A 26,873-nucleotide genomic window follows, 5' to 3' on the forward strand; every position below is an offset into this window, starting at 1 on the left:
CGCGCGGGGGCGCGAAGACGCGGGGCGCGGAGACGCGCTGCCCGCGGTCCCGCGCCCCGCGCCCCGACGCGGCGACCGGTCGTCAGCGACGGCGCAGGAACCCGGCGACGGGCCTCTGCTGCTCCCCCTGCTGGGCGCCCATGACGACGAGCGTGCCGGTGACGAGGGGGATCGCCCACTGCGTCGCCTTGAGCTGACGCTGGGCGGCCTTGAGCTTCTTCGAGGCCCTCGGTGACGGCTCCGTCGCACCCGCACCGCCCTCGTCGGCCCGCTTGGCGACCTTGGCACCGAGCATGCCGCTGTACGCGGTGAGCAGGAGGGCCACGCCGGTGAGCGCGGCCTTGGTGGCGGTGTTGCGCTGGGCCTCGGGCTGCTTCATGAGCCGCGCCTCGTTGCCGGCGATGAGCCCGAGGCTCCCGACGACGTGGGCGCCGATGGCCAGGGCGTTGACCGGAGCCCAGCGTCCCCAGCCGGCGGAGGAGAGGGAGAGGCGTTCGCGGGGGTCGACCGCCTTGGCGGCGGCGCCGTTGAGGCCGACGGCCCCCATGAGGGAACCGCCGAACCAGGCTGCCAGGCCCAGGTCGTGCATGCTTCGGACGACGGTGTTGCGCTCGGACATCGGGAACCTCGCTCGGTCGAAGGGTGACGGGCCGTCAGTCTCATCCCGCTCGGGCGAAGGCGCACCTCGTACGCCGGGCTCGCACGGGAGGCGCTGCGGCGCGTCCGCGCTCCGGCCGGTCCGCGGACGGGTCAGAGGACCTTCGAGAGGAACGACTGGGTCCGCGGGTGCTGCGGACGCGTGAGCACCTGCTCCGGGTCGCCCTCCTCGACGATGAGGCCGTCGTCCATGAAGATGACGCGGTCGCCCACCTCCTGGGCGAAGCCCATCTCGTGCGTGACGACCATCATCGTCATGCCCGAGCCCGCGAGGCCGCGCATGACCTCGAGGACCTCCCCGACGAGCTCGGGGTCGAGCGCGGACGTCGGCTCGTCGAAGAGCATCATGTCCGGGTTCATGCACAGGGCCCGGGCGATGGCGACGCGCTGCTGCTGGCCCCCGGAGAGGTGCCCGGGGAAGGCGTCCGCCTTCTCGGCCAGGCCCACCCGCTCGAGCATCGCTCGGGCCACCGTGGCGGACTCCGCCTTGCCGCGGCGCAGGACCCGGCGCTGCGCGAGGGTGAGGTTGCCCATGACGCTCAGGTGCGGGAAGAGGTTGAACTGCTGGAACACCATGCCGATGCGGGTACGGACCGCGTCGACGTCCCCGTCCGGGTCGAGGATGTCGATGCCCTCGATGTGGACCGAGCCCGCGGACGGCTCCTCGAGCAGGTTGACCGTGCGCAGGAGGGTCGACTTCCCCGACCCTGACGGGCCGATGACGCACACGACCTCGCCGGGCGCCACGGTGAGGTCGATGCCCTTGAGCACCTCGTGGTCGCCGAAGCTCTTGCGCAGGCCGCCGAGCGCGATCGCCGGCACCTCCGCCGACGGCGTCGCTGTCCCGGGTGTGTTCGTCATCGCGTCTTCTTCAGCCGTCGTTCGAGGACCGCCACCAGCCGGGTGAGCGGGATGGTGATGAGGAGGTAGAGCATCGCCGCCATGACGAGGGTCGTGCCGTTGCTGTACGTCGTCAGGCCGTCGCGGGCGAACGTCGTCAGCTCCTTGGTGAAGATGGTGGAGCCGGCGATGAAGAGGAGCGAGGTGTCCTTGAGGAGGATGACGAACTCGTTCGTCATCGGCGGGATGATGATGCGGAAGCCCTGCGGCAGGACGACGGAGACCATGGCACGCGCGGGGGTCATGCCGAGGGAGCGCGCCGCCTCGGTCTGCCCCTTCGGCACGGCCTCGATGCCCGCCCTGATCGTCTCGGCCATGTACGCCGAGGCGACGAGGATGAGGCCGACGAGCCCGGCCCCCACCTGGCCCCCGGGCAGGCGCACTCCGAGGGCGATGGGGAGCATGTAGGCCGTGGCGAAGATCGTCAGCAGCGCGGGCAGGCCGCGGAAGAGCTCGATGAACCCCGTCGCGAACCACCGGTACGGCGCCACGGGCGAGAGCTTCATGAGCGCAAGCACTATGCCCAGCACGAGCCCGCCGAAGAAGGCGACGAGCGTGAAGATGATCGTGTTCTTCAGCGCGATCGTGATGATCTCTGGGAACTGCTCCCGCGCGATGTCGATCCGGAAGAAGACGTCGGCGATGCGCTGCCAGTCCGTCGCGAGACCGACTGCGACGACTGCGGCGACGAACACCGCGTAGAGCAGACCGCGGTAGAGGCGCCGCTTGGTCGTGCGTCGCATCGGCGAAGGCTCCTATCCCGCGTGTCAGGAGGCGTCGGCGGTGAAGTACGAGTCGTAGATCCGGTCGTACTCGCCGTTGTCGCGCAGCTCCGCGAGCTCCGCGTTGATGGCCTCGAGCAGCTCGGGGCGCTCGCCCTTGGCGAGGGCGAAGCCGTACTGCTCGTCCGTCGGGTACTCCTCGACGATGACGTAGGTGTCGTCCGCGGTCGCGTGCTCGACGTTGACGGGGAGGTCCTGGAGGATGGCGTCGATCTGGCCCGCCTGGAGCGCCGGCCACAGCTCGCCGTCCCCGGGGTACTCGACGATCTCGGTGCCTTCGGGGGCGTTCTCCCGCGTGTAGTTCAGCCCCGTCGTGCCGGCCTGGACGCCGACGGTCTTGCCCGCGAGGTCGTCGATCGAGGTGATGCCCGAGTCGGCGGAGGCGAGGAGGGACTGCAGGGAGTCGTAGTACGGGTCGGCGAAGTCGATGTTCTCCGCGCGCTCCTCGGTGATGGTGATGGCCGAGGCACCGACGTCGCACTGGCCCGCCGCGAGCACGGTGCCGCTCTGGAGGGCGTCGAAGCTGACGTCCTCGACCACGAGGTCGAGCTCGAGGCCGTCGGCGATCGCCTGGAGGAGGTCGATGTCGAAGCCGCTGTACCCGCTGGGGGCGTCGGGGTCCTCGACCTCGAACGGCGGGTAGGGCACCTCCGAGCACGCCGTGAGGGTTCCCTCGGAGACGAGGCCGAGGTCGCTCCCGGAGTCGCTGCCGCCGTCCGCCGTCGCGTCGTCGCCGCTGTCCCCTCCGCCGCAGGCGGACAGGAGGAGAGCCGCACCGAGGACGGTGGCAGCGGTGCGGTAGGGGCGTGCGTTCATGGAGGGATCTCCCGGATTGTGGGCCTGGGCATGAGGTGTCGTGGCCTTCGCACGAGACCGCCATCGGCGTCGGAGTCTACGGGTCCGTCGCCACGGTGCTGAGCGAGTTCCAGCGGGAATCCTACATTTCGCCTGTTTCGATCACGTTGCGAGGGCCGCGTCGACGACGGCCGTCGCCTCGGCCTGGACCCGTGCGAGGTGCTCCGGGCCCCGGAAGGACTCGGCGTAGATCTTGTAGACGTCCTCGGTGCCCGAGGGGCGCGCCGCGAACCACGCGTTCGCCGTCGTCACCTTGAGGCCGCCGATCGAGGCGCCGTTGCCGGGCGCCTCGACGAGGCGGGCCGTGATCTCCTCACCGGCGAGGGTCGTCGCCGCGACCTGCTCCGGGCGCAGTGCACCGAGGCGCGCCTTCTGCTCCCGGGTGGCGGGGGCGTCGACGCGTGCGTAGTCCGAGGCGCCGTACCGGTCGACGAGCTCGGCGTGGAGCTGGCTCGGGCTGCGGCCGGTGACGGCCTGGATCTCGGAGGCGAGGAGGGCGAGGATGAGCCCGTCCTTGTCGGTGGTCCACACGGTGCCGTCGGCACGCAGGAACGACGCGCCGGCGGACTCCTCGCCACCGAACCCGACGGAGCCGTCGAGGAGGCCCGGGACGAAGTACTTGAAGCCCACCGGGACCTCGAGGAGCCGGCGCCCGAGGCCGTCCGCTACCCGGTCGATGAGGGCGGAGGAGACGAGCGTCTTGCCGATCGCAGCGCCCGCGGGCCAGTTCGGACGGTGGGTGAAGAGGTACTCGATGGCGACGGCGAGGAAGTGGTTGGGGTTCATGAGGCCGCCGTCGGGGGTGACGATCCCGTGCCGGTCGGCGTCGGCGTCGTTGCCCGTGGCGATGTCGTACGGCGCGGACGCCCCGCCCCGCATCGTCGTGACGAGGGACGCCATCGCCGACGGCGAGGAGCAGTCCATCCGGATCTTGCCGTCCCAGTCGAGCGTCATGAAGGACCAGCGTGGGTCGACCGCGGGGTTGACCACCGTGAGGTCGAGGTCGTACCGCTCGCCGATGACGCCCCAGTACTCCGCCGCCGCGCCGCCGAGGGGGTCCGCCCCGATCCGGATGCCCGCCTCGCGGATGGCACGCATGTCGATGACGCTGACGAGGTCGTCGACGTAGGCGGTGAGGTAGTCGTTCTTGCGGGTCGTCTCCGCTGCGAGCGCCTTCTCGAGGCTGACCCGGGGCACCTGGCCCACCCCGGTGCGCAGGATCTCGTTCGCGCGGGCGGCGATCCAGCCCGTCGCGTCGGAGCCGGCCGGCCCGCCGTGCGGCGGGTTGTACTTGAAGCCGCCGTCGCGCGGGGGGTTGTGCGAGGGGGTGACGACGATGCCGTCGGCCCGGCCCGGGCCCTCGACCCGCACGCCGCCGGAGGTGCCGGCGCCGTTGGTGCGCAGGATGGAGTGGGAGACCGCGGGCGTGGGCGTCCACGAGTCCCGCGCGTCGACCCGGACCTCGACGCCGGCGGCGGCGAGGACCTCGACGGCGGTCCGCCAGGCGGGCTCGGACAGCGCGTGCGTGTCGCGCCCGATGTAGAGGGGTCCGTCGGTGCCCTGGGCGCGCCGGTACTCGACGATCGCGGCGGTCGTGGCGACGATGTGCGCCTCGTTGAACGCCCCGTCGAGGCTCGAGCCGCGGTGCCCCGAGGTTCCGAACACCACCTGCTGGGCCGGGTCGTCGACGTCGGGCGTGCGGTCGTAGTACGCCGAGACGACGGCATCGACGTCGATGAGGTCCTCGGCCTGGGCGGGGGTTCCGGCGCGTTCGTGCATGCCTGTGATCCTGCCACCGCGGGGGGCCGCGCGCCCCCCGCTCAGCGACCGTTCGTGCGGGCCGAGCGGCGGGACGGCCGGTGCGCCCCGGCGGGAAGGAGCGCGGGGCGGCGACGGGCGGCCGTCGTGGGTACCGTGCTGGGCATGGACGCCATCGACATGCCCGAGGACCTCACGGTCGACCAGCTGGACGCGAGCAACCCGGTTCCCGCCGGTGCCGTCGTCCTCGACGTACGCGAGCAGGACGAGTGGGACGCCGGCCACGTCCCCGGCGCGACGCACATCCCGCTCGGCGAGCTGCCCGCGCGCACGGCGGACGTCCCCGAGGCGGACCTCGTCGTCGTGTGCCGCTCCGGGGGGCGCTCCGCCCGGGCCACGGCGTGGCTCACCCAGGCCGGTTTCGACGCGCGCAACCTCGACGGAGGCATGAAGGCGTGGGAGCGGGCCGGCCTGCCGATCACCCGGGACGACGGCGGCGAGCCGACGGTCGTCTGAGCAGGGAGCCCCGCGCACTGCGGCGCCCCGGGCACATGACCGCGCCTCGACCCGCGCGGCGTGCGCGTTGCCACCCGCGCTCGACCGGTGGTGGCCCGAGGGCCGTGCGGGAACGGGCGCGGTGGTGGGCCGGCGCGGCCGCAGGCGCGGCGCGCAGGGCTGGGGGCGCCGCGTAGGGTTGGGGCCCATGGGTAAGCAGAGCCGTCAGCGAGCCGCCGCGAGGAACGCCGCCGCGAGCAAGACCAAGCGCCCCAGGCGCGCCGAGATCCCGTTCGTCGAGCGGCCCTTCGAGGGCCTGCCGGGCGAGACGGACTGGGTCGCCATGCGCGAGATCGTGCCGGCCGCGACCGCACGCGTACGCACGACGGCGGAGTACGGCTCCCGCGACGTCACCGTCGCGACCATGCTCCCGGAGCTGTGGCCGGCCCTCCACCGCGAGGACGGCGAGCTCTTCGTCGGCCTCCAGACCGCCGCGAAGTCCGGGGACGCCAGCCGCGACGTCGCCGCCGCGCTCATCGCCGCGCTCGACCTCGAGGCGGGGGAGCCGCTCACGCAGCTCGGGCTCCTCGACCCCGGGCCGCGCCTCCAGGACGTCCTCGACCTCGACGTGCCGTTCGAGCCGGTCCTCTACGACGACTTCGCGTTCTGGATCTCCAGCACGGAGGAGCGCACCGCCGAGCTGGAGTCCGCGCTCGAGGAGTCGAGCGCCGGGATCGTCCCGACCGCGGCGGTCGAGGGCGTGACGTCGGCGTACTGGTGCCGCATGGGCCGGGAGTTCCTCCGCTGGGCGCGTCCAGAGGCGCAGGAGGACGTGCTCGACGCCATCGCGCGCCTCCACGCCCGCCGCGAGTCCGCTCTCGACGAGGGTTCCCGCTTCGTCGGCGCCTTCCGCACGAGCGGGATCCTCGTGCCGGTGTGGGAGCTCGCCCCGGGCACCGAGGCCGACGAGCTCGCCGGCCCGTGCGCGGACCTCGAGAAGCGGCTCGTCGCCGCTCTCGCCGAGACCGAGCCCCTCGACGCCGAGGCGCGGCGCGCCCGGGCGGGGATCGTCTCCCGCCAGGTCACGCTGCGCTGACGGGGTGAGGCGCCTGCGCGCCTCACGCGCCGCGGGGGACGACCCCGCGGCGCAGGCGGGCGGTCCGGCCAGGAGGGCGACCTGCGCGTGCCCACGGACTTGACTAGGCTTTGGTCTGTGAACGGGCAACGGCAGACCCAGCGGGTCGCCGTCGTCATCCCTGCGAAGGACGAGGCGGCGCGCATCGCGGCGACCGTCCGCGCGGCCCGCGCCATCCCCCACGTCGACCTCGTCCTCGTCGTCGACGACGGCTCGGAGGACACCACGCAGCACGTGGCGCGCGCCGCGGGCGCCGTCGTCGTGCGCCACTCCGTCAACCGCGGCAAGGCCTCGGCCATGGAGACGGGCGCGTCCGTCGTCGCCATGCGCGACGTCGAGGACGGCCCGGCCCGGCTCCTCCTCTTCGTCGACGCCGACCTCGGCGAGACCGCCGTGGGCGTCGCCCCGCTCGTCACGCCGGTCCTCGAGGGTCGCGCGGACTGCGCCATCGCCGTCCTCCCGCCGCAGCCAGGCGCGGGGGGCCGCGGGTTCGTCACCGGCCTCGCCCGGCGCTCGATCGCCCGCGCCACCGGCTGGGTGCCCACGCAGCCGCTGTCCGGGCAGCGGTGCCTCACCCGGGAGGCGTTCGAGGCCGCCGCGCCGCTCGCAGGCGGGTGGGGTGTGGAGACGGGCATGACCATCGACCTCCTCGTCGCCGGCTTCACCGTCGTCGAGGTGCCGTGCGACCTGCGCCACCGCGCGAGCACGAACGACCTCGCCGGCCAGCTCCACCGCGCGGCCCAGTACCGGGACGTCGCCCTCGCGGCGAACGTCCGCCGGATGCGCGGCAAGCGAGTCCCGCTCGAGCGGCTCGGCGACCGTCCCGCGCTCCAGCGACCGGGCCAGCCCTACCGCGCCGTCGGCTGACCTACCGGTGGTCCGCGCGCGGCCGGCTGCCCCTCGCGGTCCGGGCGCCGCCCCTCGACCGGACCCGCCGTCCGACCGCCTAGGGTGCGGTCGGCTGCCCCTGGGCCGGCGCCGGCGGGTCCGCCTCCGCCGCGGCAAGCCGGCCCGGCTCCGCCGGCGGCACCGCGTGGATCCCGAGCAGCCAGACGGCGAGGACGGCGATGAGGAGCGGCACGGCCAGCGCCACCCCGATCGCGGGGATGACGACGCCCGAGTCGTTGATCGCGAAGCCGATGCCGAGGCTGACGGCGAGCGCGACGAGCCCCGGGCGGAGCATGACGGTGTCCGCCCCCAGGCGCCGCAGCGAGGACCCCTGCGCGAGCCAGCCGTACGCACCGGCGTCGGAGTCGCGCGCCGCCCGCCGCAGCGGCTGGAGGAGGACGACGAGGACGAGGGCGATGCCGCCGGCGGCCATGAACGTCAGGGTGGAGCCGAAGAGGTTGCTGAGGTTCTGCTCGAGCTTGCGCCCGACGACGGAGAGGAGTCCGCCGTCGAGGACCGTCTCGACGAAGCGGCCGAGGTGGCTGCGCTCGTCGGCCGGCCGAAGCCAGTCGAGGACGGAGAAGGAGATCGCGGCGAGCGCCGTCCCGCCGAGGACGAGCACCATCCGTGGCCACGTGATCCGCACGCCGAGGGCGAGGAGCGCGAGGAGCGCGAACCCGGGGATGAGGGCGGGCGGGCCGCCGAAGTCGGCGCCGATCGACGGCATCCCGTTGAGGACGGTCGCCACGATCCCGAGGACGGCGACGACGGCGGCCGCCTCCTTGCGCCATCCCCGCCGCACGAGCGGCTCGGCGAGGCAGGCGGCGAGGAGGAGCGTCGCGGTGAGCCAGAGGGCGAACGAGGAGTTGTTGAAGCCGTAGAAGCGCCCGCCCACCTGCGGCTGGACCCCCATGAGGGCGGAGAGCTGGAGCCGGGCGCCGGTGGCGACGTCGACGGCGAGGACGGCCACCGTCAGCCCGGAGACGACAGCGATGGGTGCGAGCACGCGCGAGCGCCACGGCCGGGCGAGGGCGACGCCGGCGACGAGGGCGGCGATGCACGCCGTCGCGGTGAAGACGACGAGGCCCGGGGAGTCGGTGCGCCACCACGGGAGGAGATTGGCGAGGTAGCTCGCCACCGGGATGGCCCCGACGGCGATCGAGACGGCGCGGAGCAGGTGGAGGGCCGGGGCGAGGTCCTGGCGCCGCACGAGCGCGAGGAGGGCGCCGAGGGGCCCCGAGCGGTTCCTCCGTCCGAGCCAGGCGGAGGCGCGGTCGAGCACCCGCCGGTTGAAGCCGATCGTCACGGCGGCGTAGAGGAGGAGGTTGATGACGACGATGCCGGTGAAGAACGGCGCGATGAGCGGGCGGATGGCGACCGCGTGCCGGTTCTCGTCGACGAGGCCGGCGATGCGCCTCGCCCCGGACTCCGTGCTGGCCTGCCCGCTCATGGGGGCCCCGCTGAGCCCGGCGGGCGGGTCGAGCGCGAGGAGGGCGGCGAGGGTGGGCGTGAGGTCGGTCGACTGCACCATGCCGGGCTGGCGCGTCGACCGGGTCTCGAGGTGGCCGGGCGGGTAGTTCCCGCCGCGGGCCGCCATGACCTGCATGAGGGGCTGGGTGCCGGAGTCGGCGAGCGAGGCGAGCAGGACCGTGGCCGGCCGCAGGTCGGCGTCGCCGAGGGCGTCGAGGACGGCGCCGACGCGCGCGTCGACTCCCGCGACCTGCTCGGTGCGGTCGGGCTCGGCGAGGGTCCAGTCGTCCTGGGCGCCCGTGCCGTCGTCCGTAGGCTCCTCGGGCGCCGGCTGGGGGTCGTCGACAAGGCCGCGGCCCCGGTCACGCACGGCCCCGACGTCGACGACGAGGAGCTCGACGCCGGGGACCAGCGCGCTCACCTGGCGGGCGAGGGTCCCCGCCTGGGGGCTGCCGGGCATGGTCTGGCCGGCCACGGTGCCCGTCTGCGTGGCGAGCGCGACGGCCGCGCCGGGACCGATCGCCCCGGCCGCGACGCCGGCCTCGACGAGGAGGTCCCCGAGCAGGCCCGGCCGCGCGTCGTAGGAAGCGCCCTGGGCCGCGTCGAGGTAGTCCGTCCAGCCGGGGACGAGCCCGTCGGGCCCGACGTTCTCCAGGCGGCGGCACGTGCCGTACGTCTCGGTCGGCAGGTCCGCCGCGCGCCGCCCCGCGGAGACGGCGAGCCAGCCGTCGGCCGGGCACGCGCTCGAGCGGACCGAGCGGACCACCATGTTCGCGATCGCACCGTCCTCGGCGAGCCCCCACAGGTGGGGCGTCGCCACGGCCGAGAGGTCCTCCCACCGCACGCCGGCGGTGCCGATGAGGATGACGGGCCCCCTCGGGTCGTCAGCGGCGGTCGAGGAGGTGCCGGTCGCGTCCTCCGTGGCGCCGAATGCCCCGCCCGCCATCGGCAGGACGAGCGCGACGGCGAGGAGGACCGCGAGCAGGGCGAAGCCCACCCGCACGAGCAGCGTTCGGTTCCGTCGCATCATCGCCCCGAAGCCTACGTGGAGCCCCATGATCGCCGCCCTGAGGCGCTCCACTAGGCTCCCCACGGGCCGCCCGCCCGGCTCAGCCGCGCGGGGGCCGCCGCCAGGACGACGAAGGGGAGGGCCCATGCCCGAGCAGCAGCGAGCGCGCTACGCCTACCTAGGGCCGGAGGGCACGTTCACCGAGGCCGCCCTGCGCGAGATCGTCGGTGACGAGGACGTCGAGGCCCTCGGGTGCACGGACGTCGTCTCGGCCCTCGAGAAGGTGCGCGCGGGGGCCGCCGACTTCGCCGTCGTCCCGATCGAGAACTCCGTCGAGGGCGGGGTCAACGCCACCCTCGACGCGCTCGCCGCCGGGGAGCCGCTCGTCGTCGTCGGCGAGATGGTCGTCCCCATCGCCTTCGTCCTCGCCGTGAAGCCCGGCACGGCGCTGGCGGACGTGCGCCGCGTCGCCACCCACCCGCACGCGTGGGCGCAGTGCCGCCGCTGGGCGTCGGGCACCATCCCCGACGCCGTGCACGTCCCCGCCACCTCGACCGCCGCGGGCGCCGAGCTCCTCGCACAGGCACCCGACCGGGCAGCGGCCGGCTACGACGCCGCGCTGTGCTCGGCGCTGTCCGCCGCGCGCTACGGCCTCGAGACGCTGGCCGAGGGCGTCGCGGACAACCGGAACGCCGTGACGCGCTTCGTGCTCGTCGCGCAGCCGGGCGAGATCCCCCCGCCGACCGGGGCGGACAAGACGACCCTCATGGTGCACCTGCCGGACAACGAGGCCGGCGCGCTGCTGCACCTCCTCGACCAGTTCGCCGTGCGGGGGGTCAACCTCTCCCGGATCGAGTCCCGGCCGATCGGGGACTCGCTGGGCCGGTACTCCTTCTCGATCGACCTCGAGGGGCACATCGCTGAGGAGCGCGTGCAGGCCACCCTCATCGGCCTGCACCGGGTGTGCCCGCTCGTGCGGTTCCTCGGGTCCTACCCGCGGGTGGACGGGGTACCGGCTCGGCTCGCCCCCGGCACCTACGACGCGGACTTCGTCGCGGCCCGTCAGTGGGTGGAGGGCCTGCGCGACGGGAAGGTCTGAGGGGCGCCGTCGGCTCAGCCGCCGGCTCCGTCGAGGGCGCTCGCGCCCGGCGCGACGCCCGGGCCCCCGCTACGCCGTCCGGACCCGGAGGCCGGCCTCCTCGACGCGGGCGTGGACGACCGTCGCCATCCCGACGAGGTCGCCGTCGACCTGGACGTGCTCCGGCTCCTCGGTGCGCACCGTGACGGTGCGGGTGCGGCGGAACTCGATCGAACCGGTGCTGTAGGGCACGAGGTCCTTGCGCACACCCATGCCCTGGAGGGTGACCTTGCGCAGGAGGTCGGCCCAGCCGATGAGCCCGCCCTTGGTGTCGATCGCGCCGATGTCGAGCCAGCCGTCGTCGAGCTGCGCGTCGGGGAAGAGGACGACGCCGCCGGGCAGGCGCCCGCAGTTGGCGAAGAGGACCGTGCGGGCGGTGAAGGTCTGGGACGCCTCGGACTCGCCCATCTCGATCGTCGCGTGGATCTTGCGACCCGTGAGGTGCCGCACGCCGGCGACGAAGTAGGCCACCCAGCCGATCTTCGCCTTGAGCTCGTCGTCCGCGGCGCTGACCATGGCCGCGTCGAAGCCCATGCCGCCGATGACGAGAAAGACGTGCTCCTTGTCCGGGTCGGAGCTCGGCAGTGCGCCGGCCTCCACCTCCGGCGGCCCCTCGCTCGAGCCGTCCTCCGGCTTGGACGGGTCGTTGTAGCGCCCGACGGCGGCCTCGGCCGAGCCGGTCTTCTCCGAGCTCGCGGCGGAGGACGCGTCCGGGTTGCCGTAGACCTCCCGGGCGTGCTCGGGCGTGAGCGGCTCGGTGCGGAGCCAGCCGAGGTCCATCGGACGGTCGCGGCCGGTGAGCGCGACGGTGACCATCTCGCGCTGGTCGCCGAGGGGCAGGTCGAGGTTGCGCGCGAGGAGGTTGCCGGTGCCGAGGGGGAGGAGCGCCATGGGGGTGGTCGTGCCCGCGAGCGCCTCGGCGACGGCGCGCACCGTCCCGTCGCCCCCGGCCGCGATGACGACCGACGCGCCGGCCGCGAGAGCCTCGCGCGCCTGGCCGAGGCCCGGGTCCTCGACCGTCGTCTCGAACCACAGCGGCTCGCTGAGGCCTGCCTCGGCGGCCGACTGGGTGACGAGGGAGCGCAGGCGCTCGCCGTCAGCCGACTTCGAGGGGTTGAAGACGACCGCGGGCGGGCCCGTGGGCGTGCCCCGCTCCTCGGTGGCCGGCTCGTCGTTGGCGAAGCTCGGCGTGCGTGCCTTGACGGCTCGCCACACGGAGATGCCGACGGCGAGCGCGCCGACGGCGAGCACGAGCGCCGCGATGCTCACCCACTGTTCCCAGGTCACGCAGGCACCGTAGCGCCAAGGGAGCCCTCCCGAACCTTGAGCGCGTGTGCGCACCGTTCGCCAGGACCGGCCGGGGCTGTCGAGCGGGCCCGCCAGGGTCAGGCGGCGGGGGTCGCCGCGCCGTCGGCGCCCTGGGTCTCGTCGCGGAGCCGGGGCTCGGTGCGGTTCTTCGGGCGCAGACCGCGCTTGTCCGCGTAGAAGGCGCGGATCCGGTCCATGTCCGCCGCGACGTCCCCGGTGAGCTCGAGCGTCGGGCCCAGGCCCGTCGTCATCGTCGGCCGGTCGACGTAGCCGAGCGTGAGCGTCAGGCCAGCCTCGCGGGCGATGCGGTAGAAGCCGGACTTCCAGTACTCGGCCGCGCCACGCGTGCCCTCGGGGGTGATGACGAGGAAGAACCGCTCGCCCGCGCGGATCCGGCCGACGACGTCGTCGACGAGCCCGTGCGGGTCACGCCGGTCCACCGGGATCCCGCCGAGAGCGCGCATGAGCGGGCCGAACGGCGCCCGGAAGAGCGTGTGCTTGCCGAGGAACCTCACGTGGATCCCCGCCCGCCACGTGATCGCCAGCATGAGGACGAAGTCCCAGTTCGACGTGTGCGGGGCGCCGATGAGGATGCCCGTGCCGTTCGCGGGCGGTGGCTGAGAGCGCAGGGTCCAGCGGCTCAGGGCCCAGTAGGCGCGGGCGACGAGGCGGCGGGTTCTCACGCCGCTGAGCGTAGAGGACCGCGCCGGCGCGTCATGCGGCGACGGACGTCAGCGGCGCTCGGCGTCCTCAGGGCGTGAGTCGGCGAGCTCGGCGTCGGCCACCGCGACGAGAGGTGCGGCGTCGTCGTCGATCTCGTAGGTGACGGATCCGAGCGTGATGGCGGGGCCGAGAGCGCTGTCGAGGGGGCCGAGGCGCGTGCTCCGGGAGAACTCCCGGTCGACCTTCGCGGGTCCGCCTCGGCGCAGGAGCCCTCCCGTCACGACGAGGACCCGCTCGTCCGTCACGACGATGCAGGTCTCGTTGAGGGACACGCTCACGACGCCCATGATCTCCGCCATGACGGGGATGACGTGGCGAACCGACTCCCCGCGCCGCAGCAGGGGCGTGAACCGTTCCGCGGTGCTCGGTGCGACGGTCATGGTCTCCTCCTCGGCGAGGTCGTGACACCTCAAGGGTGCCACAGCGGCCCGCCCAGCGCGCGTGATCACACGCCCGGACGTGGGTCGTGGACCTTCCTCCCGGGCGGAGCCCCGGCCTACGCTGGGGCGGTGGACGTCACGCGCTGGGACGAGCGCCGGGAGGCCTTCGCCGAGGCGGCTGGGTGGTTCGTCCGGACGGCACCGCTCGCCGCCGGCCGCGAGCAGGAGCCGGGCCTCGGGGTGTGGACGGTCCGCGACCTCCTCGGGCACACGAGCCGGTCCTTCCTCACGGTCGAGGCCTACCTCGACTCGCCGGCGACGGCGGTGGAGGTCGCCTCACCGGCCGAGTACTTCCGCCGGGTGTCCGGCTTCGAGTCGGCCGCCGACCCCGAGGCGGTGGCCCAGCGGGGCCGCGACGCCGGGCGCGCGCTGGGGGAGGACCCTGCCGGCGCGATCACCGCCATCGCCGCCCGCGTCCTCGACCGCGTCGGGACCGCGGACCCGCACGCGGTCATCGCCACGCTGCTCGGTGCGATGCGCCTCACCGACTACCTGCCCACCCGCACCTTCGAGCTGACCATCCACACGGCCGACCTCCGTGCGGCCCTGGGCGAGGAGGAGGAACCGCCGCCCGGCGCCGCCCGCGCGGCCCTCGAGGTGCTGAGCGAGCTCGCCGTCGGGACGGGGCGCGCGGGGGCGCTCCTGCGCTCGGCGACGGGCCGCGGTCCGCTCCCCGACGGGTACTCGCTCCTCTGAGCGCCGCGGGGCGGGGGCGGGTCCGCGGGCGCCGACGTGAGGGGCTCGCCCCGGGGGGCCCCGACCGGGCCGAGCCCCTCGACGGAGGGGAGCCGCCGCCGGCATCCGCACCGGGTGGGTGCACCAACTAGGCTCGACGGCGTGATCGACCTACGCGCTCTTCGTGACAACCCCGACGTCGTGCGGGCGAGCCAGCGCTCCCGCGGCGAGGACCCCGCGCTCGTCGACGCCGTCCTCGAGGCGGACGAGCGCCGCCGATCGACGCTCGGCGCCTTCGAGCAGCTCCGGGCGGAGCAGAAGTCCGTCAGCCGCGGGGTGGGCAAGGCGAGCCCCGAGGAGCGGCCGGCCGTCCTCGCCCGCGCGAAGGACCTCGCCGAGCAGGTGAAGGTCGCCGAGCGGGAGGCCGCGGACGTGGCCGCCGAGGCGGAGGCGCTCGCGCTGCGGCTCTCGAACGTCGTCGTCGACGGCGTGCCCGCCGGGGGGCCCGACGACTTCGTCGTCCTGCGCGAGGAGGGGAGCGTGCGGGACCTGGTGTCCGAGGGCGTTCCGGTGCGCGACCACCTCGAGCTCGGGGAGGGACTGCGTGCGATCGACACCAAGCGGGGCACGAAGGTGTCCGGCGCGCGGTTCTACTACCTCACCGGGATCGGCGCGCGCCTCGAGCTCGCGCTCCTCAACGCCGCGATGGACCAGGCGGTCACCGAGGGCTTCGTCCCGATGATCACCCCGACGCTCGTCTCCCCGGAGATGATGGCCGGCACCGGGTTCCTCGGGGCCCACGCGGACGAGATCTACCACCTGCCCGCGGACGACCTCTACCTCACGGGTACGTCCGAGGTGGCGCTCGCGGGCTACCACGCCGGGGAGATCCTCGACCTCTCCGACGGCCCGCTCCGCTACGCCGGCTGGTCCACGTGCTACCGCCGCGAGGCCGGCTCGTACGGCAAGGACACGCGCGGGATCATCCGCGTCCACCAGTTCAACAAGGTCGAGATGTTCTCGTACTGCGCCCAGGAGGACGCGCAGGACGAGCACGCGCGACTCCTCGCGTGGGAGGAGCAGATGCTCGCCAAGGTCGAGCTCCCCTACCGCGTCATCGACGTCGCCGCCGGCGACCTCGGCTCCTCCGCCGCGCGCAAGTTCGACTGCGAGGCCTGGTTGCCGAGCCAGGAGCGGTTCATGGAGGTGACCTCGACGTCGAACTGCACGACGTTCCAGGCGCGCCGCCTCGGGGTGCGCGAGCGCACCGCGGCGGGGGAGACCCGCCCGGTCGCCACGCTCAACGGCACGCTCGCCACGACGCGCTGGCTCGTCGCCATCCTCGAGAACCACCAGCTCCCCGACGGTTCGGTGCGGGTCCCCGCGGGCCTGCGGCCCTACCTCGGCGGGCTCGAGGTCCTCGAGCCCACCGGCGGCGGGCAGCGGGCGTGAGCCCGGACGTCGTGGTGGGCACGGTCGGCGACGACGACGGCGGGCCCGCCATGCCGGGGCGCGTCGCGACCGCGCGCGCCGCGCTGCCGCCCGACCTGCCGCCCGCCGGGCCCGACCTCCTCGTCGCGCTCGACATCGACGGCACGCTCCTCAGCCACGAGCAGGTCCTCTCGCCGGCCGTGCGCGCGGCGGTCCGCGCGCTCGACGACGCCGGCGCCCACGTCGTCCTGTCCACCGGCCGGTCGCTGTCCGCCGTCACCCCCGTCCTCGCCGAGCTCGACCTCGTCACCGGCTGGGCCGTGTGCTCCAACGGGGCCGTGTGCCTGCGCCTCGACCCCGCCCTCGACGGCGGGTACGAGATCAGCGACGTCGTCACCTTCGACCCGGAGCCGGCGCTGCGGCTCCTGCGGGCCGAGCTGCCCGAGGGCCGGTTCGCCGTCGAGGACCTGGGCCGCGGGTTCAAGGTGAGCGAGCCGTTCCCCGCGGGTGAGCTGTCCGGGGAGGTGCACGTCGTCGACTTCGAGGAGCTGTGCGCCTCGCCCGCCAGCCGCGTGACGCTGCGGGCGCCCCACCTGTCGGCCGAGGACTTCCACGCCCTCGTCGAGCGCGTCGGGCTCCACGGCGTGTCCTACGCCGTCGGCTGGACGGCGTGGCTCGACCTCGCCCCCGACGGGGTGTCCAAGGCGAGCGCGCTCGAGATGCTGCGGGGGCGGCTCGGCGTCGGCCCGCGGGCGACGCTCGCGATGGGGGACGGCCGCAACGACATCGAGATGCTTCGCTGGGCGGCGCACGGGGTGGCCATGGGCGGGGCCGACGACGTCACGCGCGCGGCCGCCGACGCCCTCACCGACGCCGTCGAGGACGATGGGGCGGTCCCGGTCCTGCGGGCTCTCCTCGGCTGAGCACCGCCGCGTGAGGGGGCCGTGACCCGTCTCACGATGTGATCGGATCGTTACCCGATCATCCTGCGCGTTGCTTGCGCGAAGGCGTTGCACGGGATTGTCTGGGGACGCGTAGGGACGTCCGCTTCCCTGCGCGCGCATTACGACGCGGTAATGAGGAGGAATCGGCAATGGTTCGAACCGGACGACGCAAGGTCGCCGTGACAGCAGGCTCCCTGACCCTCGTGCTCGCGCTCGCCGCGTGCGGCGGCGCTGACGACCTCGGTGGCGGAGGTGGTGGCGGTGGCGGTGGCGGCGGTGACGCCAGCGCCGACGGCGACTGCTCGGCCTTCGAGGAGTACGGCACGTTCGAGGGTGAGGAGGTCACCCTGTTCACCTCGATCCGCGAGGTCGAGGCAGACCAGATGCAGGACTCGTTCGAGCAGTTCACCGAGTGCACCGGCATCGAGGTCACTCACAACGGCTCCGGCGAGTTCGAGCAGCAGCTCGTCGTCCAGGCCGAGGGCGGCAACGCCCCCGACCTCGCGGCGATCCCCCAGCCTGGCCTCCTTCAGCGCATGGTGCGTGACGGCCACGTCCTGCCCGCCACCGAGGAGGTCGAGGCGAACGTCGACGAGGGCTGGACCGAGGACTGGAAGACCTACGGAACGGTCGACGGCGACTTCTACGCCTCGCCCATGCTCTCCTCGGTCAAGTCCTTCGTCTGGTACCCGCCGCAGGCGTTCGAGGAGAACGGCTACGAGGTCCCCGAGACGTGGGACGCGCTCATGGAGCTGACCGAGCAGATCGCATCCGACCAGGGCTCCGACACCGTCAAGCCCTGGTGTGCCGGCATCGAGTCGGCCGGTGCGACCGGCTGGCCCGCCACCGACTGGATCGAGGACCTCGTCCTGCGCGTCGGCGGCGGCGACGTCTACGACCAGTGGGTCGCGCACGAGATCCCCTTCAACGACCCGCAGATCGTCGAGGCCGTCGACATGGCTGGCGCGATCCTCAAGGACGACAACTACGTCAACGGCGGGCTCGGCGACTCGCGCTCCATCGCGACGACGTCCTTCAACGACGGTGGCCTGCCGATCCTCGACGGCAACTGCTTCCTCCACCGCCAGGCTTCCTTCTACGAGGCCCAGTGGCCGGCGGGCACGGACGTCAGCCCCGAGGGTGACGTGTTCGCGTTCCCGCTGCCCGGCACGGAGGCCGGCGCGACCCCGCTGCTCGTCGCGGGCGAGTTCGTCGCTGCCTTCAACGACCGCGAGGCCACACAGGCGGTCCAGCACTTCATGTCCTCCGGGGAGTGGGCGAACACCCGCGTCGAGATCGGCGGCGTCACCTCGGCGCACCTCGACGTCGACCCGGAGCTGGCCACCTCCGACGTGCTCCGCCAGGCCATCGAGCTCTTCCAGGCCGAGGACACCGTCGTCCGGTTCGACGGCTCGGACATGATGCCGTCCGAGGTGGGCGCCGGCGCGTTCTGGACCGGGATGGTCGACTGGATCAACGGCTCCGACACGCAGTCGGTCCTCGACAACATCGAGGCCGCCTGGCCGGCCGGCTGACCTGACCGACGAGCGGGGGCACGGCGTATGCCGTGCCCCCGCCGCGGTCTCCTGAAGGGAGCTGCTCAGCGTGGACTTCTTCCTCTACTCCAAGTTCGGCCAGATGATCCTGGCGGTCGTCGCCTTCCTCGCCGTCGTCGCCGTCCTCCTCCTGCTCGCCAAGGTCGCGGACCGGGTGGCGGGGCGCTCGCGGACGATCTGGATGGTGCTGCTCTTCGGCGGCCCCGCCCTCGCGCTCCTCGGCGTCGGGCTCATCTACCCCGCGATCCGCACGACGATGATGTCCTTCATGGACCGCTCGAGCAGCACGTGGGTCGGTCTCGACAACTACGCGTGGGTCCTGAGCAACCCCGACTCGCTGCAGTCGTTCATCAACACCTTCTGGTGGGTCGTCCTCGTGCCGACCGTGTCGACCGGCGTCGGCCTGCTCTACGCGATCCTCATCGACCGCGCGAAGTTCGAGAAGGTCGCCAAGACGCTGCTCTTCACGCCGATGGCCATCTCGTTCGTCGGCGCGGGCATCATCTGGAAGTTCGTCTACGAGTACCGCGGCGCCGCCCAGGAGCAGATCGGGCTGCTCAACGCGATCATCACGGGCGTCGGGCTCGAGCCGGTGCGGTTCCTCCAGGACGCGCCGTGGAACACGTTCTTCCTCATCGTCGTCATGATCTGGATCCAGGCCGGTTTCGCCATGGTCCTGCTCTCCGCGGCCATCAAGGCGATCCCGGACGACATCGTCGAGGCCGCGCGCCTCGACGGCGTGAGCGCCTGGCAGATGTTCCGCAACATCACGGTGCCGAGCATCCGGCCCACGCTCGTCGTCGTCGTCACGACGATCACGATCGCGACGCTGAAGATCTTCGACATCCCCCGCACGATGACGGGTGCTCGGTTCGACACCCAGGTGCTCGCCAACATGATGTACGACCAGTCGTTCACGTTCGGCAACGCCGGCACGGGCTCGGCGCTCGCGGTCGTCATCTTCGTGCTCGTCATCCCCATCGTCGTCTTCAACGTCCGACAGATGATCAAGAACAGGGAGGTGCGTGGATCATGAGCGGCACCACACCTGCCAACCCCGCGATCGCGGAGCCGGGGCGCTCGCGCACGCTGCCCGACCCGATGACGTCGGGGCGCTCGGCCAGCAGCCGGGCCAAGCAGATGCTCACCTCCCGGGTGGGTTCCGCCGTCGCCGTCGTCGTCGCGCTCCTGTGGACGATCCCCATCGTCGGCATGCTCCTCAGCTCGGTGCGGCCCGAGTCGGACATCCGTACGTCGGGCTGGTGGACGTTCTTCGCCAACCCGGCGTTCACGCTGGAGAACTACTCCGAGGTGCTCTTCGGGCGCGCCTCCTCGGGTGCCCTGTCGGGCTTCTTCATCAACTCCGTCGTCATCACGGTGCCGGCGACGGTCATCCCGCTCGTCGTCGCGACGATGGCCGCCTACGCGTTCTCCGTGCTCCAGTGGCGGGGCCGGGACACCGTGTTCATCCTCGTCTTCGCGCTCCAGATCGTGCCGCTGCAGATGGCGCTCATCCCGCTCCTGCGGATCTTCTCCGGCACGGCCGCGAGCGAGGCGTTCCCCTACCTCGCGGTGTGGGTCGCGCACGCGTGCTTCGCCATGCCGCTGGCGACGTTCCTCCTCCACAACTTCATGTCGGAGATCCCGCGGGAGCTCATCGAGGCGGCGCGGGTGGACGGCGCCGGGCACGTGACCGTGTTCCTGCGCGTCATGCTCCCGCTCCTCGTGCCGGCGATCGCGAGCTTCGCGATCTTCCAGTTCCTGTGGGTGTGGAACGACCTGCTCGTCGGCCTCACGTTCACCGGCGGCAACAACGCCGTCCAGCCGCTCACCGCGCGGCTGGCGGAGATGGCCGGTTCGCGCGGTCAGGACTGGCACCTCCTCACGGCGGGCGCCTTCGTCTCGATCATCGTGCCCGTCATCGTGTTCCTCTCGTTGCAGAAGTACTTCGTGCGAGGACTCCTGGCCGGGTCCGTCAAGGGCTGAGCCGCGCCGGAGCCGCGGGTGCCACGGGCGCCCGCGGCTCCGTCGCGCCGGCTCGGAGGCTTCCGCCGTGCTGGAGGGCGGCCCGGGCGCAGTAGCCTCGGGCGGAAGCGATCAAGGAGGACCGATGACCTGGCTGGGCTCGAAGACCCACGCGCAGTGGTTGAGCGCCGAGACCGACGCACTGCTCGCCTTCGGACGGGGGGCGCGGCTGCGGACCGGCTTCGGGTACCTCGACGCCGACGGCGCGGTCGACCCGGCGAAGCCGGCCGAGCTGTGGGTCAACGCCCGCATGACGCACTGCTTCGCTCTCGGCGCGATGCTGGGGCGCCCGGGCTTCGGCCCGCTCGTCGACCACGGCATCGCCGCCCTGCGGGGGGCGTTCGCCGACGCTGAGCACGGTGGCTGGTACTCGGCCGTCGAGGCCCGGGTGGAGGACGTGGCCACCGCCGGGACTGACGCCGGTGCCGGCACCGAGGCTGACGCAGACGCCAGCACCGAGGTGGGCGCCGATGCGCATGCCGGTGGCGCCGCCGCGCCGTCGGACCCGCGCGTGGTCGTCGACGCCAAGGAGGCCTACGCCCACGCGTTCGTCGTCCTCGCCGCCGCGTCGGCGGCGGCCGCCGGGCGCCCGGGGGCGCGCGAGCTCCTCGACGAGGCCCTTGCCGTGAGCGACCGGCACTTCTGGAGCGAGGACGAGGGGATGGTCGTCGAGTCCTGGGACCGCTCGTTCTCCGCGTGCGAGGAGTACCGCGGCGTCAACGCGAACATGCACACCGTCGAGGCGTACCTCGCGGCGGCGGACGTGACGGGCGACGACCGCTGGCTCGACCGCGCCGTGCGCATCACGCGCCGCGTCCTCGACTCGTTCGCGCGGGAGAATCACTGGCGCATCCCCGAGCACTTCGGCCCGGGGTGGGAGGCGCTGCTCGACTACAACCGCGAGCAGCCGGCGCACCCCTTCCGGCCCTTCGGAGCCACCGTCGGGCACTGGCTCGAGTGGGCCAGGCTCGTCCTCCACGCCCGCGAGGCGCTCCTCGTGCGCCGGCGTGAGGCGGAGCCGTGGATGCTCGAGTCCGCACGTGCCCTGTTCGACCGCTCCGTCGAGGAGGGCTGGGCCGTCGACGGCGCCGACGGTTTCGTCTACACCGTCGACTTCACCGGCGAGCCGGTCGTGCGCGAGCGCATGCACTGGGTGGTCTGCGAGGGGATCGCCGCAGCCGCCGCGCTCCAGGCGGCCACCGGTGAGGACCGCTACGACGAGTGGTACCGGACCTGGTGGGACTACGCCGCCGTCCACCTCATCGAGGCGCCCGGGGCATGGCGCCACGAGCTGAGCCCGCGCAACGGCCCGAGCGAGAAGACGTGGCCCGGCAAGCCGGACATCTACCACTCGCTCCAGGCCACCCTCGTCGGGCGTCTGCCGCTCACGCCGGCGTTCGCCCCCGCGGTCGCGGCCGGGCTCCTCGACAACCGCCACCCGATGCCCTGACCCTCGTCCGCGAGGGTCAGGGCGCCGGCCGGTGGCGGTGCGGTCAGCCGGCCTGCCGGTCCGCGTTCGCGTGGATGGCGTCACGGACGTACCCGGCCAGTCCGGGGTGGATGTCCTCGTACGTCTTCGCGAAGCGCGGGTCGGCGACGTACATGTCGCCGAGGTTGCGGTGGAACTGGGCGTCGATGTCGTAGAAGCGCTCGTGGATCTGGACCCGCGCGCGCTCCGCCGCGTCCATCGCCTCCGGGCTCGATGCCGGCAGCCCCGCCTCCATCGCGGCGACGTACGCGGCGTTGATCGCCGCGGTCTCCGCGCTGATCTCCTCCCAGTCCGTCTTCGTGTAGCGCGACGTCCGGGCCTGTGACTGCCGCCACGCGTCCGTGTCGCCCCAACGCTCCTCGGCCTCGGCCGCGTACTCGTCCTCGAACCCGTCGCCGAAGAGCTCCTTCTGCTCGTCGGGGGTGAGGTTTGTTCCGTTCATCTCCTGCTCCAGTGCTCGGTCGATGGCCGTGACGAGATCCTTCATCTCGTCCAGCCGGGACATGACCACGTCCTTCTGACGCCGGAGGTGCTCGACGACGGCGCCACCGTCGAGCAGCTCCGCGATCGCCTCGAGCGGGAAGCCGAGGCGCCGGTAGACGACGATGTGCTGCAGGCGCGTGAGGTCGTCGGGCGTGTACTGCCGGTAGCCCGAGCGGCTGCGTGCGCTGGGGGTGAGCAGCCCGACGTCGTCGTAGTGGTGCAGCGTGCGCACCGTGACGCCGTACCGGGCAGCCACCTGACCCACCGTGAGCACCGTCGTCTCCTCGTCTGTCGCGGTCATGGACCAACCCTCCTGCCTCACGTCGCGTGAGGGTCAAGCGGACAGCGCCAGGTGGTTCGTCAGGGCACGAGGAGCACCTTGCCGAACACCTCGCCGCCGTCCATGAGTGCGTGCGCGCGGTCCGCGTCCGCGAGGGGGAGCCGCGCGTGGACGACGGCGCTCAGCCGGCCGTCGTCGAGCATCGGCCAGGCCTGGGCGCGGACATCGGCCACGATGGCGGCCTTCTCGGCGCGGGGCCGCGCCCGCAGGGTCGTCGCGTGGATGCTCGCCCGGCGCGTGAGCAGCGCCCCGAGGTCGAGCTCCCCGCGGCGGCCCTGCTGGGTGCCGATGACGACGAGGCGCCCGCCGACGGCGAGGGCGGGGACGTTGACGGCGAGCCCACCGGCGCCGAGGACGTCGAGGACGACGTCGACACCCCGCCCGCCCGTGTGCTCCCGGACGGCGGTGAGGACGTCCTCCGCGCGGTGGTCGATGGCGACGTCGGCGCCGAGCTCGAGGCAGCGGGCGACCCGTTCCGGCCCGCCGGCGGTCGTGAGGACGCGGGTGCCGAGGGCAGCCGCCACCTGAAGGGCGACCGAGCCCACCCCGCCGGACCCGCCCTGGACGAGGAGCGTCTCCCCGGCGCGCAGGCCCGCGACGTGGACGAGGTTGGACCACACCGTGCACACGGCCTCGGGCAGGCCGGCGGCGTCGACGAGGTCGAGCCCCGCGGGCACCGGGAGCAGCTGCCCAGCGGGCACCGCGACGCGCTCGGCATACCCACCGCCGTCGAGGAGCGCGGTGACGTCCTGGCCGACGTCCCAGCCCCGCACGCCCTCGCCGACGGCGGCGATCGTGCCCGAGCACTCGAGCCCGAGGATCGGTGAGGCGCCGGGCGGGGGCGGGTAGTTCCCGGCGCGCTGGAGGAGGTCGGCGCGGTTGACGCCCGCGGCCGCCACGTCGACGAGGACCTCGCTGGGCCCGGCCGTGGGTGTCTCGACCTCGGTCAGCTCGAGGGTGCCGTCATCGGTCACAGTGATCGCACGCATCTGTCGATGCTAGGACGAGGTGCGCTGGGGGGCAGGGGCGGGGCTGGCGGCAGCTGCGGGGCGCGGGTCCGGGGTGCGGGCCGCGGAACCCGAGGGTCTGCCGGGGCGCGGGGGGGAGCCGCGGGCGCCGGCAGCAGCCCGCCGATCGAGCGCAGCACGCGCTCAGGCAGCGACGTCGTGGCGGGGACCGGCTCCCCTAGACTTGCCGGCGTCCCTGGCGCCTGGCGCCGTGGGGCTGGAGGGCTGACAGAGCGGCCGAATGTGACGGTCTTGAAAACCGTTGTGCGGTGACCCCGCACCAAGGGTTCGAATCCCTTGCCCTCCGCTCGACGCCGGCACGGGCACGCCCGGCGTCGCCTGCCACCAGGCGCTCCGGTCGCACGGCCGGAGCCCCGCTGTATGGTCGCTGGACCGGTCCCGCACCACGGAGGTCAGGCATGCCGCAGCACGTGCAAGGTGTCATCTCGCGCGCCAAGGGCGCGCCCGTCGAGCTGACGACGATCGTCGTCCCGGACCCCGGTCCCGGTGAGGCGGTCGTCAAGGTCCAGGCCTGCGGGGTCTGCCAGACGGACCACCACTACGTCGCCGGCGGGGTGGGCGACGACTTCCCCTACCTCCTCGGCCATGAGGCCGCCGGCGTCGTCGAGGCCGTCGGCCCCGGCGTCACCGAGGTCGCTCCCGGCGACTACGTCGTCCTCAACTGGCGCGCCGTGTGCGGGCAGTGCCGCGCCTGCGCCAAGGGCAAGCCCTGGTACTGCTTCAGCACCCACAACGCGACGCAGAAGATGACGCTCCTCGACGGCACCGAGCTGAGCCCGGCGCTGGGGATCGGTGCGTTCGCCGAGAAGACGCTCGTCGCCGCCGGGCAGTGCACGAAGGTGGACCCGGCCGTCCCGCCGCAGGTCGCCGGCCTCGTCGGCTGCGGCGTCATGGCGGGAATCGGCGCGGCGATCAACACCGGTGAGGTCACGCGCGGCGAGTCCGTCGCGGTCATCGGCTGCGGGGGCGTGGGCGACGCCGCCATCGCGGGCGCGGCGCTGGCCGGCGCGACGACGATCATCGCCGTCGACGTCGAGGACCGGAAGCTCGAGTGGGCGCGGAAGTTCGGCGCGACACACACGATCAACTCCCGCGAGGCGGACGCCGTCGAGCGCATCCGCGAGCTCACCGGCGGGTTCGGCGCCGACCTCGTCATCGATGCGGCGGGGCTCGCCCAGACCTACCGCCAGGCGTTCGAGGCGCGTGACCTCGCCGGGCGCGTCGTCCTCGTCGGCGTCCCGGCCCCGGGCACGGAGATCACCCTCCCCCTCGACGAGGTCTTCGGGCGGGGCGGGTCACTCAGGTCCGCCTGGTACGGCGACTGCCTGCCGAGCCGCGACTTCCCCATGCTCATCGACCTGTACCTCCAGGGCCGGCTCAACCTCGACGACTTCGTCAGCGAGACGGTCGGGCTTGGCGACGTCGAAGAGGCCTTCGCCAAGATGCTCCGGGGCGACGTCCTGCGCTCCGTCGTCGTCCTCGCGGACGCCTGAACCAGACGCCAGGGAAGAGGAGACGCATGAACGCGCGTATCGACAAGACGGTGACGTCCGGGACCTTCTCGCTCGACGGCGGGACGTGGGACGTGGACAACAACGTGTGGGTGGTCGGTGACGACGAGGAGTGCGTCGTCATCGACGCACCGCACGACGCCGCCGCCATCGCCGAGCTCGTCGGGGGGCGACGCGTCGTGGGCATCCTCCTCACGCACGCCCACGACGACCACATCGACGCCCTCCAGGCGCTGCAGGAGCTCGTCGACGCCCCCGCGCACCTCCACCCCGAGGACCTCGTCCTGTGGGAGGCGGTCTACCCCGGGACCCGGCCGGCGCGGGAGGTCGCCGACGGCGACGTCGTTCCCGTGGCCGGGATCGAGATCCACGCCCTCCACACCCCCGGGCACAGCCCGGGAGCGGTCTGCTACTACGCACCCGCCCTCGGGGCGCTCTTCTCGGGCGACACGCTCTTCAGCGGCGGCCCGGGCGCGACCGGGAGGTCCTACAGCGACTTCCCGACGATCGTCGAGTCGATCCGCACGAGGCTCCTCGCGCTCCCGGCGGCGACGACGGTCCACACCGGCCACGGGGACAGCACGACGATCGGCGACGAGGCCCCGCACCTGCAGGACTGGATCGACCGCGGGCACTAGACGGGTCGGCCCTCGGCCCGCTCGGCCCGCAGGTCGAGGAGCCACGCGACGACGGCGCCCGCGGCCAGCCCCGTCGCGACGACGCACACGCCGGGCCACCCCCACCCGGACCACGCCCACACCCCGAGCCAGGAGCCGAGCGCACCACCGGCGAAGTACGTCGTCATGTACGCGGCGTTGAGCCGGGAGCGTGCGCCGTCCACGAGCGAGTAGACGACGTTCTGGCTGCTGAGGTGGACCGCCTGGAGCGCGGCGTCGATGAGGACGAAGCCGACGATCATCGCGGCGAGCCACCGCGTGGCAGGCACGAGCACCGCCCACGAGAGGAAGAGGACGGCGAGCGCGACCGCCGTCGTCCGCTGGGCGAAGCCGCGGTCGGCGAGGTGCCCGGCGACGGTCGCGGCCTGGGCGCCGATGACGCCCGCGAGCGTGACGAGCCCGATCTGCGCGGGGGAGAGCATGTGCGGGTCCTCGGCGAGGAGGAACGTCATCGTCGCCCAGAGCGCGGAGATGGACGCGAACGTCAGTGCGCTCGTCGCGCCGCGCGTCCGCAGCCGTGGCTCGTCCCGGAGCAGGCGGACGACGGAGGCGAGGATCGCGCCGTACCGCGCCCGGGTGGTCGCCCCGACCTTCGGCACCGTCAGCAGCACGGCGGCGGCGATGGCGAGGAGGAGGACGGCGACCACCCGGTAGGGCGTGTGCCAGTCCCCGAGCTCGGCGAGGGCACCGGACGCCGCCCGCGCAACGAGCGTGCCGGTGACGAGCCCGGACATGACGATCCCCACCGTGCGGCCCTGGCGCACGGGGTCCGACAGCGCGGCGGCCATGGGGACGAGCACCTGGGCGGCGGCCGCGGAGACGGCCGCGAGGGCGATGCCGGTGACGAGGGCGGGGAACGTCGTCGCGAAGCCGGAGACGGTGTGGCCGACGGCGGTGAGCGCGATGAGGAGGGCGGCGAGGTTGCGCTGCTCGAACCGGTCGCCGAGCGGGACGAGGAGCGCGAGGCCGAGGGCGTAGGCCACCTGCGCCACCGTGACCGTGCGTCCAGCGGCGGCGTCGGAGACGTCGAGCGCCTGCGCGATCTCGGCGAGGAGCGGCTGGTTGAGGTAGTTCCCACCCGCGAGCAGGCCGGTGGCGACTGCCAGCAGCGCAAGCGTGGCCGGTGTCAGCCCCGGCGCGGGAGGTCGCTCCATCT

25 protein-coding genes and 1 tRNA gene are annotated in these 26,873 nt (G+C 73.4%); 14 read left to right on the plus strand and 12 right to left on the minus strand.

Annotation, left to right across the window (positions count from 1 at the left end):
• Nucleotides 1–82: 82 nt before the first annotated feature.
• The 5 genes from V2J63_RS03475 to pgm all read right to left on the minus strand — a co-directional run bounded on the left by V2J63_RS03475 (nt 83) and on the right by pgm (nt 4,973).
• Nucleotides 83–619 (minus strand): hypothetical protein, encoded by a 537-nt coding sequence (locus tag V2J63_RS03475; RefSeq protein WP_331229577.1) that lies wholly within the window; start codon nt 617–619, stop codon nt 83–85.
• 131 nt (nt 620–750) lie between these two features.
• Nucleotides 751–1,518: an amino acid ABC transporter ATP-binding protein gene (locus tag V2J63_RS03480; RefSeq protein WP_331229578.1), complete on the minus strand. Its 768-nt coding sequence runs from the start codon at nt 1,516–1,518 to the stop codon at nt 751–753.
• The gene (locus V2J63_RS03485; RefSeq protein WP_331229579.1) at nt 1,515–2,300 is read right to left on the minus strand and encodes an amino acid ABC transporter permease; all 786 of its coding nucleotides are present in this window, start codon (nt 2,298–2,300) and stop codon (nt 1,515–1,517) included. Before V2J63_RS03485 ends, V2J63_RS03480 begins: the two co-directional genes overlap by 4 nt.
• Before the next feature lie 24 nt (nt 2,301–2,324).
• Complete coding sequence (locus V2J63_RS03490; protein ID WP_331229580.1) at nt 2,325–3,155, minus strand: ABC transporter substrate-binding protein; 831 nt, start codon at nt 3,153–3,155, stop codon at nt 2,325–2,327.
• A gap of 141 nt (nt 3,156–3,296) precedes the next feature.
• A complete protein-coding gene (gene pgm / locus V2J63_RS03495; protein WP_331229581.1) occupies nt 3,297–4,973 on the minus strand; it encodes a phosphoglucomutase (alpha-D-glucose-1,6-bisphosphate-dependent) in 1,677 nt (558 codons plus the stop codon).
• A gap of 144 nt (nt 4,974–5,117) precedes the next feature.
• Between pgm and V2J63_RS03500 the strand changes: the two genes are divergently transcribed.
• The 3 genes from V2J63_RS03500 (at nt 5,118) to V2J63_RS03510 (ending at nt 7,449) form a co-directional block, all read left to right on the plus strand.
• Complete coding sequence (locus tag V2J63_RS03500) at nt 5,118–5,468, plus strand: rhodanese-like domain-containing protein (RefSeq protein WP_331229582.1); 351 nt, start codon at nt 5,118–5,120, stop codon at nt 5,466–5,468.
• 187 nt (nt 5,469–5,655) lie between these two features.
• Nucleotides 5,656–6,543, plus strand: coding sequence for a DUF5926 family protein (locus V2J63_RS03505; protein WP_331229583.1), 888 nt, complete (start codon nt 5,656–5,658; stop codon nt 6,541–6,543).
• A gap of 117 nt (nt 6,544–6,660) precedes the next feature.
• Entirely contained in the window at nt 6,661–7,449 is a 789-nt protein-coding gene (locus V2J63_RS03510) for a glycosyltransferase (RefSeq protein ID WP_331229584.1), read from the plus strand.
• Between the two features lie 79 nt (nt 7,450–7,528).
• Here the strand turns inward: V2J63_RS03510 and V2J63_RS03515 are convergent, their stop codons facing one another.
• Nucleotides 7,529–9,970 (minus strand): alkaline phosphatase family protein, encoded by a 2,442-nt coding sequence (locus tag V2J63_RS03515; protein WP_331229585.1) that lies wholly within the window; start codon nt 9,968–9,970, stop codon nt 7,529–7,531.
• Between the two features lie 124 nt (nt 9,971–10,094).
• On the opposite strand from V2J63_RS03515, the gene pheA reads away from it, so the two are divergent.
• Nucleotides 10,095–11,048, plus strand: coding sequence for a prephenate dehydratase (pheA, locus tag V2J63_RS03520; RefSeq protein ID WP_331229586.1), 954 nt, complete (start codon nt 10,095–10,097; stop codon nt 11,046–11,048).
• Between the two features lie 69 nt (nt 11,049–11,117).
• Here pheA and V2J63_RS03525 read toward each other — a convergent pair whose 3' ends face one another.
• From V2J63_RS03525 to V2J63_RS03535, 3 genes are all read right to left on the minus strand, one after another.
• Nucleotides 11,118–12,374 (minus strand): diacylglycerol/lipid kinase family protein, encoded by a 1,257-nt coding sequence (locus V2J63_RS03525; RefSeq protein WP_331229587.1) that lies wholly within the window; start codon nt 12,372–12,374, stop codon nt 11,118–11,120.
• Nucleotides 12,375–12,472: 98 nt separating this feature from the next.
• Nucleotides 12,473–13,078, minus strand: a complete 606-nt coding sequence (locus tag V2J63_RS03530; RefSeq protein ID WP_331229588.1) for a 1-acyl-sn-glycerol-3-phosphate acyltransferase — start codon at nt 13,076–13,078, stop codon at nt 12,473–12,475.
• Nucleotides 13,079–13,126: 48 nt separating this feature from the next.
• Complete coding sequence (locus V2J63_RS03535; protein ID WP_331229589.1) at nt 13,127–13,498, minus strand: hypothetical protein; 372 nt, start codon at nt 13,496–13,498, stop codon at nt 13,127–13,129.
• Nucleotides 13,499–13,627: 129 nt separating this feature from the next.
• On the opposite strand from V2J63_RS03535, the gene V2J63_RS03540 reads away from it, so the two are divergent.
• From V2J63_RS03540 to V2J63_RS03570, 7 genes are all read left to right on the plus strand, one after another.
• Nucleotides 13,628–14,254: a maleylpyruvate isomerase N-terminal domain-containing protein gene (locus tag V2J63_RS03540; protein ID WP_331229590.1), complete on the plus strand. Its 627-nt coding sequence runs from the start codon at nt 13,628–13,630 to the stop codon at nt 14,252–14,254.
• Nucleotides 14,255–14,395: 141 nt separating this feature from the next.
• Nucleotides 14,396–15,685: a serine--tRNA ligase gene (gene serS, locus V2J63_RS03545; protein ID WP_331229591.1), complete on the plus strand. Its 1,290-nt coding sequence runs from the start codon at nt 14,396–14,398 to the stop codon at nt 15,683–15,685.
• Complete coding sequence (locus V2J63_RS03550; RefSeq protein WP_331229592.1) at nt 15,682–16,587, plus strand: HAD family hydrolase; 906 nt, start codon at nt 15,682–15,684, stop codon at nt 16,585–16,587. The genes serS and V2J63_RS03550 overlap by 4 nt, the downstream gene beginning before the upstream one ends.
• A gap of 170 nt (nt 16,588–16,757) precedes the next feature.
• Nucleotides 16,758–18,143: an ABC transporter substrate-binding protein gene (locus tag V2J63_RS03555; RefSeq protein ID WP_331229593.1), complete on the plus strand. Its 1,386-nt coding sequence runs from the start codon at nt 16,758–16,760 to the stop codon at nt 18,141–18,143.
• A gap of 103 nt (nt 18,144–18,246) precedes the next feature.
• Nucleotides 18,247–19,200: a carbohydrate ABC transporter permease gene (locus V2J63_RS03560; protein ID WP_491062062.1), complete on the plus strand. Its 954-nt coding sequence runs from the start codon at nt 18,247–18,249 to the stop codon at nt 19,198–19,200.
• Nucleotides 19,197–20,150 (plus strand): carbohydrate ABC transporter permease, encoded by a 954-nt coding sequence (locus V2J63_RS03565; RefSeq protein WP_434056275.1) that lies wholly within the window; start codon nt 19,197–19,199, stop codon nt 20,148–20,150. Before V2J63_RS03560 ends, V2J63_RS03565 begins: the two co-directional genes overlap by 4 nt.
• Nucleotides 20,151–20,274: 124 nt before the next feature.
• Nucleotides 20,275–21,639, plus strand: a complete 1,365-nt coding sequence (locus V2J63_RS03570; protein ID WP_331229595.1) for an AGE family epimerase/isomerase — start codon at nt 20,275–20,277, stop codon at nt 21,637–21,639.
• Nucleotides 21,640–21,682: 43 nt separating this feature from the next.
• Here the strand turns inward: V2J63_RS03570 and V2J63_RS03575 are convergent, their stop codons facing one another.
• Both V2J63_RS03575 and V2J63_RS03580 read right to left on the minus strand, forming a co-directional pair.
• Entirely contained in the window at nt 21,683–22,462 is a 780-nt protein-coding gene (locus tag V2J63_RS03575) for a MerR family transcriptional regulator (protein WP_331229596.1), read from the minus strand.
• Nucleotides 22,463–22,521: 59 nt separating this feature from the next.
• Nucleotides 22,522–23,490 (minus strand): NAD(P)H-quinone oxidoreductase, encoded by a 969-nt coding sequence (locus tag V2J63_RS03580; RefSeq protein ID WP_331229597.1) that lies wholly within the window; start codon nt 23,488–23,490, stop codon nt 22,522–22,524.
• Between the two features lie 237 nt (nt 23,491–23,727).
• On the opposite strand from V2J63_RS03580, the gene V2J63_RS03585 reads away from it, so the two are divergent.
• The 3 genes from V2J63_RS03585 (at nt 23,728) to V2J63_RS03595 (ending at nt 25,678) form a co-directional block, all read left to right on the plus strand.
• Nucleotides 23,728–23,815 (plus strand) — tRNA-Ser (locus V2J63_RS03585).
• Between the two features lie 112 nt (nt 23,816–23,927).
• Nucleotides 23,928–25,022 (plus strand): S-(hydroxymethyl)mycothiol dehydrogenase, encoded by a 1,095-nt coding sequence (locus V2J63_RS03590; protein WP_331229598.1) that lies wholly within the window; start codon nt 23,928–23,930, stop codon nt 25,020–25,022.
• A gap of 26 nt (nt 25,023–25,048) precedes the next feature.
• Nucleotides 25,049–25,678 carry an MBL fold metallo-hydrolase gene (locus V2J63_RS03595; RefSeq protein ID WP_331229599.1) on the plus strand — a complete coding sequence of 210 codons (630 nt, stop codon included), beginning with the start codon at nt 25,049–25,051 and terminating at the stop codon, nt 25,676–25,678.
• On the opposite strand, the gene V2J63_RS03600 is transcribed toward V2J63_RS03595, so the two are convergent.
• Entirely contained in the window at nt 25,675–26,871 is a 1,197-nt protein-coding gene (locus tag V2J63_RS03600; protein WP_331229600.1) for an MFS transporter, read from the minus strand. The genes V2J63_RS03595 and V2J63_RS03600 overlap by 4 nt on opposite strands.
• Nucleotides 26,872–26,873: the final 2 nt, after the last annotated feature.

The organism is Georgenia wangjunii, from assembly GCF_036421975.1.
GTDB classification, from domain to species: domain Bacteria; phylum Actinomycetota; class Actinomycetes; order Actinomycetales; family Actinomycetaceae; genus Georgenia_A; species Georgenia_A wangjunii.

Coding starts and splice junctions, on each gene's coding strand:
- V2J63_RS03570 (WP_331229595.1), top strand. CDS start 20,275: ATGACCTGGCTGGGCTCGAAGACCCACGCGCAGTGGTTGAGCGCCGAG.
- V2J63_RS03565 (WP_434056275.1), top strand. CDS start 19,197: ATGAGCGGCACCACACCTGCCAACCCCGCGATCGCGGAGCCGGGGCGC.
- V2J63_RS03535 (WP_331229589.1), bottom strand. CDS start 13,498: ATGACCGTCGCACCGAGCACCGCGGAACGGTTCACGCCCCTGCTGCGG.
- V2J63_RS03560 (WP_491062062.1), top strand. CDS start 18,247: ATGATCCTGGCGGTCGTCGCCTTCCTCGCCGTCGTCGCCGTCCTCCTC.
- V2J63_RS03480 (WP_331229578.1), bottom strand. CDS start 1,518: ATGACGAACACACCCGGGACAGCGACGCCGTCGGCGGAGGTGCCGGCG.
- pgm (WP_331229581.1), bottom strand. CDS start 4,973: ATGCACGAACGCGCCGGAACCCCCGCCCAGGCCGAGGACCTCATCGAC.
- V2J63_RS03485 (WP_331229579.1), bottom strand. CDS start 2,300: ATGCGACGCACGACCAAGCGGCGCCTCTACCGCGGTCTGCTCTACGCG.
- V2J63_RS03515 (WP_331229585.1), bottom strand. CDS start 9,970: ATGATGCGACGGAACCGAACGCTGCTCGTGCGGGTGGGCTTCGCCCTG.
- V2J63_RS03505 (WP_331229583.1), top strand. CDS start 5,656: ATGGGTAAGCAGAGCCGTCAGCGAGCCGCCGCGAGGAACGCCGCCGCG.
- pheA (WP_331229586.1), top strand. CDS start 10,095: ATGCCCGAGCAGCAGCGAGCGCGCTACGCCTACCTAGGGCCGGAGGGC.
- V2J63_RS03600 (WP_331229600.1), bottom strand. CDS start 26,871: ATGGAGCGACCTCCCGCGCCGGGGCTGACACCGGCCACGCTTGCGCTG.
- V2J63_RS03555 (WP_331229593.1), top strand. CDS start 16,758: ATGGTTCGAACCGGACGACGCAAGGTCGCCGTGACAGCAGGCTCCCTG.
- V2J63_RS03500 (WP_331229582.1), top strand. CDS start 5,118: ATGGACGCCATCGACATGCCCGAGGACCTCACGGTCGACCAGCTGGAC.
- V2J63_RS03595 (WP_331229599.1), top strand. CDS start 25,049: ATGAACGCGCGTATCGACAAGACGGTGACGTCCGGGACCTTCTCGCTC.
- V2J63_RS03590 (WP_331229598.1), top strand. CDS start 23,928: ATGCCGCAGCACGTGCAAGGTGTCATCTCGCGCGCCAAGGGCGCGCCC.
- V2J63_RS03475 (WP_331229577.1), bottom strand. CDS start 619: ATGTCCGAGCGCAACACCGTCGTCCGAAGCATGCACGACCTGGGCCTG.
- V2J63_RS03580 (WP_331229597.1), bottom strand. CDS start 23,490: ATGCGTGCGATCACTGTGACCGATGACGGCACCCTCGAGCTGACCGAG.
- V2J63_RS03575 (WP_331229596.1), bottom strand. CDS start 22,462: ATGACCGCGACAGACGAGGAGACGACGGTGCTCACGGTGGGTCAGGTG.
- V2J63_RS03490 (WP_331229580.1), bottom strand. CDS start 3,155: ATGAACGCACGCCCCTACCGCACCGCTGCCACCGTCCTCGGTGCGGCT.